We start from the raw sequence: 13,218 nt of genomic DNA on the forward strand, positions 1-13,218 counted from the left end.
TTCTTCAAGCCTTTCCGCAGTTTTCCGGCCTTTATCGGCGGCTACCCCTGACATTGCCGCGCCCTGCCCTAACTTTCCTATTGTCGCAGGCTTGACGCGGGACTTCAATGCGCATAATTATATTGTGCGCAATTCAATTACACACAATAAATAGAACCCGACGTCAGGGCAACCCTGACACCAACCAAGGAGACGATCATGGCTATCCTCTACACGACCAAGGCATCCGCAACCGGTGGCCGCGCCGGCCGCGCCGTATCCGAAAACGGCGTGCTTGACGTGACGCTGACGGTTCCGAAGGAACTCGGCGGCGATGGCGCCACCGGCACCAACCCCGAGCAGCTGTTTGCCGCCGGTTATTCCGCCTGCTTCCTCGGCGCGCTGAAGAACGTGGCCGGCAAGGAAAAGGTCAAGGTTCCGGAAGACACCAAGGTCACCGCTTCGGTTGGCATCGGCCCGCGCGAAGACGGCACCGGTTTTGGCATCGAAGTGTCGCTCGTTGTCGACATCCCCGGCATGGACAAGGCGCAGGCCGAAGACCTGATCGCCAAGGCCCATATCGTATGCCCCTACAGCCACGCCATGCGCACCTCGACGGAAGTGCCGGTCTCGGCTGCCTGATCAGAACTTTCAGCTGACATTGGAAAGGGTCGCGTCCACGCGGCCCTTTCTTGCATTTTGGGGTTTTTGCCCTATAGTCTTTCTGAGGAAAGAAGGTGGCCCATGCAGAACCACAGCCTGATACGCGAACCGGAGGCGCCCGTTCGCCAGACATCTCCGGCAGATTCAGCCGTTGTCGGCAAGGCTGCGGTGCGCGCGGCAGAGCGTCTTGGCCTCAACGGCCGGCGTCTCGGTGCCATTCTTGGCCTGTCGGAAGCCTCGATCTCGCGGCTGAAGCGGCAGGACCTTGCGTTGCAACCGACAGACAAGTCCTTTGAGCTGGCGCTTCTGTTTATCCGCCTGTTCCGCTCGCTCGATGCTGTCACCGGCGGCGACGAGGCGACCGCGCGGGCCTGGATGGTAAACCACAACACGGCGCTCGACGGCGTGCCCGCCGACAAGATCCTCACCATATCAGGGCTGATCGATGCTCTCGCCTATCTGGACGCCCGACGCGCTCTCCTCTGAAAAGACCGGTATCCACGGACATTTCTGGCGTCTGGTGGAAGCCCAGCATCAGGTTTCCACGATGAAGCTCGTCGATACCACGGACGAGCAATCGCGCCTTGAAGACCTGCTGGAGGACACCAAGCCGGCCTTTCCGCCGAACGCGCGCGGGCTTGATTATCTGCTGGCGACACCCTTTCGTTATGGCGCGCTTTACCCAGCGGGATCGCGCTTTCGCCGCGCCGGCAGGACACTTGGCGTGTTTTACGCCGCCGCCACGCTTCAAACGGCGGTGGCGGAAATGGCCTTTTACCGGCTGCTGTTTTACGCCGAATCTCCTTCAACGCCGCTGCCGGCCAATGCCAGCGACTACACGGCGTTTGCCGTCCGCATCGACACGGAAAACGGCATCGACCTCACGCTGCCGCCACTTTCGGCAGATGCAAAAACCTTCGAGCACCCGACCGACTACGCCGCCTGTCAGGCGCTGGCCGATGTTGCGCGAGCCGCCGGGCTGGACGCCATCCTCTACCGCTCGGTGCGCGATCCGAAAGGCGGCCAGAACCTTGCTCTTCTCGATGCGCGCGGCTTTGGCGCCCGCGAACCGGTGGAGCGACAGTCCGTTCGCCTGCATCTGTCAGCCGGCCATGTCCAGGCGCTCTGCGATTTTCCGCGTCAGCGATTTGGTTTTGATCTCAACGATTTTCGCGCCGATCCGCGTATCGCCGCCCGCTTTGCCTGACGCCGCTCACCGGATTTTTGCAAGATCGGCGCGCAGCCGCTGCGCCCCACCCTCTCCCAGCCCTTCGTCCACCACGCCATGCGTTGCAGTCCAGATCGGAACGGCTTCGGCAAGCAGCGAAATGCCCTCCGGCGTCAATGTCAAAAGCCGGCTGCGGGCGTCCTTGGGGTCGGCGAGCACCTCAATCAGGCCGCGCCGTTGCAGCGGCTTCAGCGCCGCCGTCAGCGTCGTGCGGTCCATGTCGAGAAGGGTCGCGACCGAACCCATCGGCGCCGGCTGCGGCCGGTTGAGCGACATCATCAGCGAAAACTGGCCGTTCGTCAGGCCCAGCGGGCGAAGCGCTGCATCGAATTTTCGCGCCAGCGCGCGGGCGGCGCGCTGCACATGCAGGCAAAGGCAGGTGTCGCGAACATGAAGGGTTGTCGAAAAAGGAATCACGGCGGGGTTTGACATGAGTGATTTATGTTGATATCAACCTAAATGTCAAGACGAGCCACACACATTGCCGGGAGGGCGATATGGAGCATGCCGTAGTCTCGAAGGAAGAATGGCTGGAGGCGCGCAAGGCGCTTCTGCTGCGGGAAAAAGAGGTGACGCGGTTTCGCGACACCGTAAACCGCGAGCGCCTGGCGCTGCCCTGGGTCAAAATCGACAAGGACTACCGGTTCGATACGCCCACGGGCCAAAAATCGCTCGGCGACCTGTTTGACGGCCGCAGCCAGCTGATCGTCTACCATTTCATGCTCGGTCCCGACTGGGACGCCGGCTGCACCGGTTGTTCGTTCTTTGCCGACCACATCGATGGCACGCTGGTGCATTTGAACCATCATGATGTGACACTGACCTGCGTTTCGCGTGCGCCGCTTGCCAAGATCGAAGTCTACAAACGCCGCATGGGCTGGCACTTCCCCTGGGTCTCCTCCTTCGGCAGCGACTTCAATTTCGATTTCGGCGTGTCGTTCACGAGGGAGCAGCTTGCGAGCGGTTCCGTCACCTACAATTACCGGCAGACACCGAGCGACAAGGCGCATGACGAACTGCCCGGCAGTTCCAGCTTCTACCGCAACGGCGACGGCGAGATCTTTCACACCTATTCGAGCTATGCCCGCGGCGGCGAGGAAGGGTTGGGCACGCTGATGCTGCTCGACCAGGCGCCGCTGGGGCGCAACGAGAGCGCAACGATGAATTTCGTCAGGCGCCACGACGAATACGAGCCCGCGCCCGTGTTCATTCCCCCCGCCAGCTGCTGCCAGTGACCCGAAGAGGATTTCTCATGCACTTGGAAAACCATGGAAAATTCATCTGGTGCGAGCTGATGACCCGCGACACCGAGGCCGCCGCCCGCTTTTATGCCAGCGTCACCGGCTGGACGGTGGGCGCGCTGCCGATGTCTGATCCGCCCGGCCCGGATGAGATGCGCTACCACGTTTTCAACACGCATGCGGGTGCGGAAACCCGCCGCGTGGCCGGCTTGATGGATATTCCCGACGAATTGAAAGGCCAGGTGCCGCCGAACTGGACGGGTTACGTGGCCGTGGACGATGTCGACGGCATGACGCAAGGATTTGCGGATGCAGGCGGCGCGATCCGGCGCCCGCCGGAGGATATTCCTGATATCGGCCGCTTTTCGGTGGTGGCCGATCCGCATGGCGCCGTTCTGTGCCTGATGACGCTCGCACCGATGGACACTGCTCCGCCGCCCGAACCGCCACCGGGCTCCCCCGGCACCATCGGCTGGTATGAACTGTTTGCCAATGATGGAGAGGAAGCGCTCGCCTTCTACGGCAAGATGTTCGGCTGGACGCTGGACCATGCCGTGGATATGGGCGCGATGGGGCAATACCTGATCTTTGCCCATCACGGCACCGCCATCGGCGGCATGATGACACGGCCGCCGCAGGTGCCCGTTGCCCACTGGGGCTATTACATCACTGTTGCCGCCATGACGCCGGCCGTTGACGCCATCGTGGAAGGTGGCGGCACGGTGATCAATGGCCCGATGCCGGTTCCCGGCGGCAGCGTCATCGTCAACGCGCAGGATCCGCAGGGCGCCTATTTTTCGCTGGTCTCCACCGCCGCCTGATGGTTTTGGTAAAAGGTGGCGGCTTGAAGACCTTCAGCCGTCCATCACCGCTCGCGTGGGCTTCAGCCGCACCCCGCGCGCCGCAAGAAACGCCAGAAGCGACAGGCAGCCGGCGCCACCCCAGAGCAGCAGCACATCCGGATGCGGGCCTAACCCGGCCAGCCGCTGGGGAATGGCAAAACCGCTGCTGAGGCCGGCCATGACGCTGCCGCCCATCACATAACCGCTCGTTTCAAGCGAGGGCAGAAGCGAGGCCGTCCTCATGCGGTGTTCGGGTGCGGCATCCTCGATGACGGCCTGGCTGGTGCTGGCAAACACCATGGCAAAGGCTGCCCCGTTCAGCATCTGGCCCGCAAGCACCAGCGGCAGGAAGGCGATGTAGAGGCCATAGCCGACGAGGCACACGCCAAGGAGCTGGCAGAGCGGCCCGACCCGCAGGATTTTTTCACGCGTTGCCTCCTTCTCCACGCTGCCGACGGGGATGGCGACCACGCTCCAGGTGAGCGACAGCGTGATCAGCACCAGCCCGACGCGAACCGGCGCAAGACCGATGATATGGTGCAGGCTATAGGCGAGGAAAACGGTGGAAACGCTTTGCGCGGCCGTCATCAGAAACAGCAGCCAGCTGCCGCGCCCGACGGTGGAGGAAACCGAAAAGAATCTTGGCGGCAAGAGCCGGAACGAACGTCTGCCGGTCCTCGACGCCTTTGCCTGCGTCGTGGCAGATGCCGCCGAAGCTTCGCCCGCCTCCTGCCGCAGCGCCTGTGGCAGAACAACAAAGAACAGCACAAGGCAGGGCAGGCTGACGGCAAGGGCTGCGCGCCAGCCGAAAAATTCCACCGTCAGCCCGCCGGCAAACGGCCCAAGCACGGCGGCCACCGCCCAGACCATGGCCTCCACGGCAAACACCTTTGGCACCAGATGTTTTGGAAAAAGATCGCTGATCAGGCTGTAGCAGAGCGCCACGATCCAGCCATCCGCCAGTCCCTGCAGCGCCCGCCCGAGGATGAGCAGCCCGGCATTGGGCGCCAGAACCTGCGCCAGAATGCCGACGCAATAGAGCACGCCCGCCAGCATGAGCCCGCGCATGGCGCCAAACCTGCGCCGCAGTGGCGAGGCGGAAAGTCCGCCGGCAATCACCAGGGTGAAAAACACCGCATAGACATAAGGCAGCAGAACGACGCCATCGAGCCCTTCCAGCGCGAGCGGCAGAACCGGGGCGATTGCCACTTCGTTGAAGGCATGCAGGCCGATGCCCACCGAAAGCGCCGCAAGACGCATTCCATAAGGGGCCGCCAGAAGCGCACGCCAACCGGCCACCGGCCCCTCGGCTTCGACCTCGCTCACCACCGTCGTCTTGGCAAGCCCTTTCTTGGCAGGCCCGGCCCCCGAGGGCACGGCACGCCTTGCGGCACCCTCCCCTTCGCCCGGCCCGCCTGGGGCCAATCCGTCGGTACTGCCCTCACCTGATGCCTGTTGCATGCCCTGTCCGATCCTTTTCAGTTTACGTGTCGGACAAAGCCTGTAAGACCTCAAGTGCCGTTGAGGTCAAGAGAGGAAACGCCGCCATGACGCTATCACGGGAGATGTCGGTGGGCGAGATTGCGCGGCGCAGCGGCGTTGCCGTTTCGGCGCTGCATTTCTATGAGGCGGAAGGGTTGATCCGGGCGAGCCGCACCGCCGCCGGCCATCGACGTTATGGCCGCGATGTGCTGAGGCGCATCGCCATCATCCGCGTTGCCCAGTCCGCCGGCCTGACGCTGCAGGATATTTCGCAGGCCTTCTCAACACTGCCGGAGGGGCGCACGCCGACCGCCCGAGACTGGCAAAAACTGTCGGCCAGCTGGCATGAGGCGCTGAGCGCCCGCATCGACCAGTTGACCCGCCTGCGCGACAACCTGGCGCTCTGCATCGGCTGCGGCTGCCTGTCGCTCGATCAGTGTCCCCTGCGCAATGGCGAGGACCGCTTGTCGCAAAAGGGCGCCGGCGCGCATCTGCTGACCGGGCTGCAGGAGTGAGCAGGCGGATTGAGCGTGCGGCTGTTCTTCACCCAGATCTTGCCCCCGATCTTGACCCCATTTTGCCGATGACTTGCTTTGACTTGCCCGGACCCACCAAGAGACTAACGCTCTTCCTTCCCCGGCAGAAACGCCCGCTTTGACATCTGCCGTCGAGGGGCCTAAGCCCGCTTATCCGATTTTTCAAACAAGCGATCAGGGAGCACGCGGCTATGGCTGGCGATGACGACGACTACATCTATGACGAAGCAACCGGCGAATGGCGTCCGGCCTCGGAACTTGCCGCAGCGGCCGCCAAGGCAGCCGAAGTGGTCGATTCCGCCGGCACCGTGCTGCAGAACGGCGACAGCGTCACCCTCATCAAGGACCTCAAGGTCAAAGGCGCCGGCCTGACGCTGAAGCAGGGCACGGTGATCAAGTCGATCCGCCTCACCGACAACCCGGAAGAAATCGACTGCCGCCACGACGCCATCAAGGGCCTCGTGCTGCGCACGGAATTCGTGCGCAAGCGGTAAAGGGCGGAATTTGGGGCGGGGGTGATGTCTGAGCTGCCTTGGCATGAACGATCATGGATGCGGCTTGCCTTGGATCCAAAGGCATTCGCAACGACACGAAGGTGAGCAAATGACAACACCGCCGCGCCTCTTCGGAGCAGATTACAGCGTTTACGTCCGGATTGCTCGACTGTGCCTGATCGAGAAAGGCATCGAACATCAGCTTGTTCCGATCGATATTTTTGCAGCTGGTGGCCCTCCAGCCGACTACCTGGCAAGGCACCCGTTCGGACGCATTCCGGCCTTCGAGCATCAAGACATCAGTCTCTATGAGACGAGTGCGATCACTCGATATATCGATGAAGCTTTCGAGGGGCCGCACCTTCAGCCCTTGGACCCGCTGCAGCGCGCAAGATGCAATCAGCTCATCAGCATTGCTGACAACTATGCCTATCCTCACCTGGTGTGGGGAGTTTATGTGGAGCGGGTATCAAAGCCCGGCAGAGGCGTTCCCACAGACGAGGACAAGTTGGTCGCGGCGCTCCCGAAAGCACGAAACTGCTTGACGGCGATGTCTCAATTGATGGGAGATGCCCCATGGCTCGTTGGCGAGCAACTGACGCTCGCCGATTTGTATGCCGCTCCCATGTTCGACTATTTCCTCATGGCACCCGAGGGAGCGGACCTCATCCGCGAGCACGCAAACCTGCGGGAATGGTGGGCCCGCATGGCATCGCGGCCCTCAATGGCCGCAACTCAACCGTCTTAGTTTTGATACGGTGAGTGATCTCGCGTATCTGACAGCCCTCCGCCTTTAAGGCTGGCTTACCGCTTCAAACTCCCCAAGATCCCGCGCACCAGCGCCCGGCCCACCTGGCTTGCCACAGAGCGGGCGGCACTTTTCATCGCGGCTTCGATGACGGTTTCGCGCTGGTATCCGCCGCGTCGGGCCGGGGGCTCTCGATCTCGGCGAGTATCGTCGGTTTCTTCACCCTCCGTGCCGAAGCCCGGCAGTTTCCAGCGGCCGGCGGCGCTGTCGGTTTTCGGGTGCGTCTTCTCTTCTGTGGTGCTGCCGGAGCGGACGGAGCCATCTGCCTTTGCCGCCTTTCCCGCCCGCGCCATCAAGATCTCGAAGGCGGATTCCCGGTCGAGGTCTTCGTCGTAGAGGCCGGCGACCGGGCTGTCGGCCAGAATGGCAGCGCGCTCGGCATCCGTCAGCGGTCCGATGCGGGCCGACGGCGGGCGGATAAGCGTGCGGGCAACGATGGAGGGCGCGCCCTTGGCTTCCAGAGTGGAAACCAGCGCCTCGCCGGTGCCAAGCGTGGTGATGACGTCTGCGGTGGAAAAATCCGGGTTGGCGCGAAACGTGTCGGCGGCGGTTTTGACCGCCTTCTGCTCGCGCGGCGTATAGGCGCGCAGCGCGTGCTGCACTCGGTTGCCAAGCTGGGCAAGCACGGTTTCCGGCACATCGAGCGGGTTCTGCGTGATGAAATAAACGCCGACACCCTTGGAGCGGATAAGCCGCACCACCTGTTCCACCCGCTCCAGCAGCACTTTTGGCGCCTCGGAAAACAACAGATGCGCCTCGTCGAAGAAAAACACGAGGCGCGGTTTTTCCGGGTCGCCCACTTCAGGCAGTTCCTCGAACAGTTCCGACAAAAGCCAGAGCAGGAAGGTGGCGTAAAGCCTCGGGTTCATCATCAACCGGTCGGCGGCAAGCACCGAGACCATGCCGCGCCCATCCGGCGCAAGGCGCATGATATCCTCGATCTGCAACGCCGGTTCGCCAAAAAACTGGTCGGCGCCCTGCTGTTCCAGCACGAGCAGCCCGCGCTGCAGCGAGCCGATGGAGGCTTTCGAGACAAAACCGAAGCGGGCGGAAATTTCCGAAGCCTGTTCGGCCATGTAGGAGAGGAGCGCCTGCAGGTCCTTCAGGTCCATCAGCGGCAGGCCGCCCTCGTCGGCAATCTTGAAGGCGATGTTGAGAACACCCTCCTGCGCGTCGCTGGCATCCATCAGGCGCGCCAGCAGAAGCGGCCCCATCTCGACGACGGTCGAGCGCACGCGGTGGCCTTTTTCGCCGTAGAGATCCCAGAAGATCACTGGAAAGGCGGCGTTGTCATAGTCCGAAAAGGCGATGTCTTCGGCGCGTTTCAGCAGAAAATCCTCAGGTTTGCCAAGGGCTGCGATGCCGGAAAGGTCGCCTTTGATATCCGAGCAGAACACCGGCACGCCGGCCTCTGAAAACCCTTCCGCCAGAACCTGCAGCGTCACCGTCTTGCCGGTGCCGGTCGCACCCGTCACCAATCCGTGGCGGTTGGCGAATTTGAGGTCGAGATATTCCGCTTTTGCCAGCGTATCATCGGGATTGCGGCTGGCGCCGATAAAGAGTTTTCCCTGATCGACCATGCAACCGGCCCCCTTGCGTCAGCGTTAGCGCGTATTGGACTTTATAGGGGGGACAGGCATGTTCGGCAATGCGAGACGTTTTACGGCGGCAATGCCCTGTGGCCGCTCTTCGGATGTGAGAGGGAGCGCAGGATGAAACAGACAGGCGGGGCCGATCTTCGCGGACGAAGCGCCGACACCCCCTCGGCAATACCCTGGAAGGGCCTGCTCGATGTCGCCTACCGCGTCTATAACGCCATCATCGAAGACCGGGTGATGCTGGTGGCCGGCGGCGTGACCTTCTATCTTCTGCTTGCCGTGTTTCCTGCCATGACGGCGCTGGTGTCGCTTTATGGCTTCGTTGCCGATCCGGCAGCGATTACCGAACGGTTGGGTTTTCTGCGCGAGGTCATGCCGTCCGACGGGCTGGAAATCTTCTTCAAGCAGTTGCAGACGCTGGCCGGCGAGGAGCGCAGTTCGCTGAGTTATGGTCTGGTGATCGGTCTTGCCATTGCGCTCTGGAGTACCAACAACGGCGTGAAGGCCATGTTCGAGGCGATGAACATTGCCTATGGCGAGGAGGAAAAGCGCAGCTTCATCCGCCTCAACCTCGTCTCGCTCTTGTTCACCTTCATGGCGCTGATTGCCGCCATCGTGCTTCTGGTCGGGCTCGGCGTCATTCCCGCCATGATCGCCTTCCTGCCGCTGGGCGGCTTTGCCGAAACGCTGCTGTCGCTGGCCCGCTGGCCGGTGCTGCTGGTTCTGGCAACGCTCGGCATCAGCCTGCTCTATCGTTATGGCCCCAGCCGTGAGCCGGCCAGAAAACGCTGGATCAGCTGGGGCGCTTCGCTTGCCGCCCTGTTCTGGCTTGGCGGGTCGCTTGGCGTCTCGTTTTACCTCTCGCATATCGCCAATTTCAACGTCACCTATGGCACGCTTGGCGCGCTCATCGGCTTTCTGTTCTGGGTGTGGATTTCCTCGATCATCATCATCCTCGGCGCGGAGATCAATGCCGAACTGGAGCACCAGACGCAGCGCGACAGCACCACCGGCCCGGAACAACCGATGGGAAAACGCGGTGCCTATATGGCCGATACGCTGGGAGAGAGCTGGCGCAACTGAGCTTTCCTCCTGCAGCGATGTTGGAAAAACCTGCGGCGGCCAATGGCAACGGGCGCGAGGCGATGCTAGCACCAAAAAATCGGCATAAAAGCCGCAGACGTCCGGCTTGCATCCGGCGGCGCATTTATTTACGTTGACGTTAACGTCAAACATCGAGGAGAGTGTGATGAACGAACTGGTCACCCGCGTGGCAGACAAGGTGGGCATTGCGCCCGAAATCGCCGAAAAGGCCGTGGGCATGATGCTGGGTTTTCTCCAGCGTGAGGCCGATGACGCAGCCGTTGCCCGCATGATCGAGGCGATCCCCGGCGCCCCCTCGCTGGTGGCGCAGTTCAATGGCGAAGGCTCTGGCGGCGGCCTGCTCGGCGGGTTGATGTCCACCTTCGGCGGCGGTGTCATGGCGCTTGGCCAGCAGCTGATGTCGCTCGGCCTCGGCATGGGCGAAATCACCTCCCTTGCCCGCGAAACCATTGCCGTTGCCCGCGAACATGCCGGCACCGAGACGGTGGACGAAGTGGTCAATTCGGTGCCCGGTCTCAGCCAGTTCGTCTGATTTTCCGACCCTATGCCTCAACCCGCCCGGCCGGCCGCCGGGCGGGTGTTGCTCCGTTACGGGGCGCCCGGCCTGCGCGCCCTGGTCGGGCATCTATCGCCGCAGAGACCCTGCTTGTGCCATGTTCTGCATCAGAACGAAACATGTTCCCGCTTTGGTTCACCTTCCGTTAAGCGCGTCGGCAATCGATAAAATTCTATCAACTGTCTCGCCATATTCTGACGTTATGCGTCGGTTGGACGTCACAGCGGGGGTATGGAATGTCGATTACAGTGCGCGCCTACGCGATCATGCCATCGCTTACCCTCGGGCTTGCCCTGATGTTGAGCGCGCTTACCGCCTTTGCCGGTCCGGCACGGGCGGGTTACGCGCATTTCGTCGTGGACGCGGCAACCGGCAAGGTGCTGGCGGCGGAAAATGCCGATACGCTGAACCACCCGGCGTCTCTCACCAAGATGATGACGCTCTACATGGTGTTTGAAGCGCTGCGCGATGGCCGTCTCAAATGGGACCAGCAGATCGTCATGTCGCGCAATGGTGCTGCCACCATCCCCACCAAGCTCGGCGTTCCCGCCGGCAAGACCTATACGGTGCGCGAGGCGGTGTATGGCATGGTCGTCAAATCCGCCAATGATGCCGCCGAAGGCATCGGCGATCATCTGTACGGTTCGGAAGAAAAATTCGGCGAGGCGATGACCCGCAAGGCCCGACAGCTCGGCATGAGCCGGACGGTGTTCCGCAACGGATCCGGCCTGCCCGACAGCCGCCAGGTGACGACGGCGCGTGACATGGCAACGCTTGGCCTTGCGCTGATGCGCGATTACCCCAGGGAATACAAGATCTTTGCCACCCGCTCCTTCACCTTTCGCGGCAAGACCATTCGCGGCCACAACAACCTGATGTACCGCTATAACGGCATGGATGGCATCAAGACCGGCTTCATCAATGCCAGCGGCTTTAATATCGTCAGTGCCGTCAACGACCGGGGCCGCCGGGTGATCGGCGTGGTGATGGGCGGGCGCACGGCAAGAGCCCGCGACGCACAGATGGCGGCCCTTCTGGATGATGCCATTCCGCGCGCCTCCGTGCGCGGTGGCGGTCTGGTGGCAGCCGTTGGTGCGCCGAGCCTGCCAAGATCGGGCGTCCCGACGCCGTTCCGCAGAGCGCAAGGAGAGCCGGAAGGGTTCGATCCGGTGGCCGCACAGATTGCCCATGCCGAAACCATGGGGCGCACCCAGTCAGGCGAAAACCTTGGCGTGGACGCCGAAACCGCCGACCATTTTCCGCCCGTTCCCACCCGTCCGGCTGCTGACCGCCCGGCGCGACAGCGCAGCCCGATAGCCCGCACCGCCGCCATAAAACCGGCAGCGCCGCCTGCAAGTCCGGTTTCGGCTTATGCCGAGGGGCCTGTGCCGCAGGCGGCCATCCCTGGCCGGCCCGGCAACCCGCCCGGCGGCCTGCCCTTTGCCATGGCCGAACATGCCGGCTGGACCGTGCAGCTGGCCGCAGCCCCCAGCCAGGCGGAAGCGATTTCGCTTCTGTCGCGTGCGCTTCCGGCGCTTGATCGCAGCTTCTCCGGCATCACGCCTTATACGGAAAGCGTTCAGGGCCGCGCCGGCCTTCTGCACCGCGCCCGCCTCTCCGGCTTTGAAAACCGCGCCGCCGCGCAATCCGCCTGCCGGGCGCTGACGGCGCAATCCTTCTCCTGCCTGGTGGTGGACGGCAACGGCTGACCGTGTTGGTCAGCCCGCGCCGAACGCCTCCACGACGGCATCGACAAAACTGCGCACCTTGACCGTCGGGCGCCGACCCGAGGGATAAAGCACATGCATCGGGCGCACCGGCCCTTCATAATCATCGAGAACCCGCACGAGACGGCCGGCGGCAATTTCGCCGCTCAGCACGCTTTCCGGCCCAAGCGTCACCCCAAAACCTTCGATGGCCGCATGGAGCAGCGCCTTCCAGTCATTGCTGCGCATGCGCCCGGTGGCGCACACCTCTTCGGCGCGGCCGTTGCGGGTAAACACCCAGCGGCACGGAATGGACGGCGACCAATAGGCATAGGCCAGACAGTCATGGCTTTCGAGATCTGCAGGTGTTTTGGGAACGCCGCGGGCCGCCAGATAGGCAGGCGAGGCGCAGGCGATCACCCGATAGGGTGACAAAGCATGGGCGATCAGCCCGCTTTCCTCGACAGGACCAATGCGCACCATCACGTCGAACCCTTCCTCCAGCGGATCGACAAAGCGGTCGTTCAGCGTGAGATCCACCTGCATGTCCGGGTAACGGGCGAGATACCGCGTCACGAACGGGGCAAGGCTGAAGGCGCCAAACGTCATCGGCGCATTAACCCGCAAGACACCCGTCGGCCGCGCGCGCATGTCTTCAGCCAGCGCATCGGCGGCATCCGCCTCGGCCAGCACCAGCTTGCAGCGGTCATAATAGGCGCGCCCGACATCGGTCAGGCTCTGGCGCCGCGTGGTGCGGTGGATGAGGGCCGCGCCAACGCGATCCTCCAGAAACACCACATGTTTTGCCACCATCTGCGGGGAAATTCCCATCATTTCGGCCACGGCTGCGAACGAGCCGAGATCGGCGGCGCGCACAAAAACCGACATGCTGGTCAGCCGATCCATGAATTCCACCCTCACAGTTGTCAATGTCATTCGATCTCAAAGATTTATCACTGGATGAGCAGGAATTAAACCTCT

At 62.7% G+C, this 13,218-nt stretch carries 15 protein-coding genes; 11 read left to right on the forward strand and 4 right to left on the reverse strand.

The window, feature by feature from the left end; genetic code table 11:
* Positions 1–198 precede the first annotated feature (198 nt).
* The 3 genes from AC4CWF_RS13360 (at position 199) to AC4CWF_RS13370 (ending at position 1,849) form a co-directional block, all read left to right on the forward strand.
* Positions 199–621 carry an organic hydroperoxide resistance protein gene (locus AC4CWF_RS13360; protein ID WP_491282133.1) on the forward strand — a complete coding sequence of 141 codons (423 nt, stop codon included), beginning with the start codon at positions 199–201 and terminating at the stop codon, positions 619–621.
* 102 nt (positions 622–723) lie between these two features.
* Positions 724–1,128: an antitoxin Xre-like helix-turn-helix domain-containing protein gene (locus AC4CWF_RS13365; RefSeq protein ID WP_491282134.1), complete on the forward strand. Its 405-nt coding sequence runs from the start codon at positions 724–726 to the stop codon at positions 1,126–1,128.
* Positions 1,088–1,849, forward strand: a complete 762-nt coding sequence (locus AC4CWF_RS13370; protein WP_491282135.1) for an RES family NAD+ phosphorylase — start codon at positions 1,088–1,090, stop codon at positions 1,847–1,849. The genes AC4CWF_RS13365 and AC4CWF_RS13370 overlap by 41 nt, the downstream gene beginning before the upstream one ends.
* Positions 1,850–1,855: 6 nt before the next feature.
* Here AC4CWF_RS13370 and AC4CWF_RS13375 read toward each other — a convergent pair whose 3' ends face one another.
* Positions 1,856–2,302 (reverse strand): MarR family winged helix-turn-helix transcriptional regulator, encoded by a 447-nt coding sequence (locus tag AC4CWF_RS13375; RefSeq protein ID WP_491282136.1) that lies wholly within the window; start codon positions 2,300–2,302, stop codon positions 1,856–1,858.
* A gap of 65 nt (positions 2,303–2,367) precedes the next feature.
* Here AC4CWF_RS13375 and AC4CWF_RS13380 point away from each other — a divergent pair, with 65 nt between their 5' ends.
* Positions 2,368–3,105: a DUF899 domain-containing protein gene (locus tag AC4CWF_RS13380; protein WP_491282137.1), complete on the forward strand. Its 738-nt coding sequence runs from the start codon at positions 2,368–2,370 to the stop codon at positions 3,103–3,105.
* 17 nt (positions 3,106–3,122) lie between these two features.
* Positions 3,123–3,932 carry a VOC family protein gene (locus AC4CWF_RS13385; protein WP_491282138.1) on the forward strand — a complete coding sequence of 270 codons (810 nt, stop codon included), beginning with the start codon at positions 3,123–3,125 and terminating at the stop codon, positions 3,930–3,932.
* 33 nt (positions 3,933–3,965) lie between these two features.
* Here AC4CWF_RS13385 and AC4CWF_RS13390 read toward each other — a convergent pair whose 3' ends face one another.
* Positions 3,966–5,414 carry an MFS transporter gene (locus AC4CWF_RS13390; RefSeq protein WP_491282139.1) on the reverse strand — a complete coding sequence of 483 codons (1,449 nt, stop codon included), beginning with the start codon at positions 5,412–5,414 and terminating at the stop codon, positions 3,966–3,968.
* Positions 5,415–5,500: 86 nt separating this feature from the next.
* Between AC4CWF_RS13390 and soxR the strand changes: the two genes are divergently transcribed.
* The 3 genes from soxR (at position 5,501) to AC4CWF_RS13405 (ending at position 7,213) form a co-directional block, all read left to right on the forward strand.
* Entirely contained in the window at positions 5,501–5,950 is a 450-nt protein-coding gene (gene soxR, locus AC4CWF_RS13395) for a redox-sensitive transcriptional activator SoxR (protein ID WP_491282140.1), read from the forward strand.
* 212 nt (positions 5,951–6,162) lie between these two features.
* Positions 6,163–6,465 (forward strand): alkylphosphonate utilization protein, encoded by a 303-nt coding sequence (locus tag AC4CWF_RS13400; RefSeq protein WP_491282141.1) that lies wholly within the window; start codon positions 6,163–6,165, stop codon positions 6,463–6,465.
* A 109-nt stretch (positions 6,466–6,574) separates the two neighbouring features.
* Positions 6,575–7,213, forward strand: a complete 639-nt coding sequence (locus AC4CWF_RS13405) for a glutathione S-transferase family protein (protein WP_491282142.1) — start codon at positions 6,575–6,577, stop codon at positions 7,211–7,213.
* Positions 7,214–7,269: 56 nt separating this feature from the next.
* On the opposite strand, the gene AC4CWF_RS13410 is transcribed toward AC4CWF_RS13405, so the two are convergent.
* Positions 7,270–8,853, reverse strand: a complete 1,584-nt coding sequence (locus AC4CWF_RS13410) for a helicase HerA-like C-terminal domain-containing protein (RefSeq protein ID WP_491282143.1) — start codon at positions 8,851–8,853, stop codon at positions 7,270–7,272.
* A 132-nt stretch (positions 8,854–8,985) separates the two neighbouring features.
* Here AC4CWF_RS13410 and AC4CWF_RS13415 point away from each other — a divergent pair, with 132 nt between their 5' ends.
* The 3 genes from AC4CWF_RS13415 to AC4CWF_RS13425 all read left to right on the forward strand — a co-directional run bounded on the left by AC4CWF_RS13415 (position 8,986) and on the right by AC4CWF_RS13425 (position 12,240).
* The gene (locus AC4CWF_RS13415) at positions 8,986–9,954 is read left to right on the forward strand and encodes a YihY/virulence factor BrkB family protein (protein ID WP_491282144.1); all 969 of its coding nucleotides are present in this window, start codon (positions 8,986–8,988) and stop codon (positions 9,952–9,954) included.
* Positions 9,955–10,120: 166 nt separating this feature from the next.
* Positions 10,121–10,507 carry a hypothetical protein gene (locus AC4CWF_RS13420; RefSeq protein WP_491282145.1) on the forward strand — a complete coding sequence of 129 codons (387 nt, stop codon included), beginning with the start codon at positions 10,121–10,123 and terminating at the stop codon, positions 10,505–10,507.
* A gap of 260 nt (positions 10,508–10,767) precedes the next feature.
* Positions 10,768–12,240, forward strand: a complete 1,473-nt coding sequence (locus AC4CWF_RS13425; RefSeq protein WP_491282146.1) for a serine hydrolase — start codon at positions 10,768–10,770, stop codon at positions 12,238–12,240.
* Between the two features lie 9 nt (positions 12,241–12,249).
* On the opposite strand, the gene AC4CWF_RS13430 is transcribed toward AC4CWF_RS13425, so the two are convergent.
* Complete coding sequence (locus tag AC4CWF_RS13430; RefSeq protein WP_491282147.1) at positions 12,250–13,173, reverse strand: LysR family transcriptional regulator; 924 nt, start codon at positions 13,171–13,173, stop codon at positions 12,250–12,252.
* Positions 13,174–13,218: the final 45 nt, after the last annotated feature.

Source organism: Neorhizobium sp. PAMB6630 (assembly GCF_058242775.1).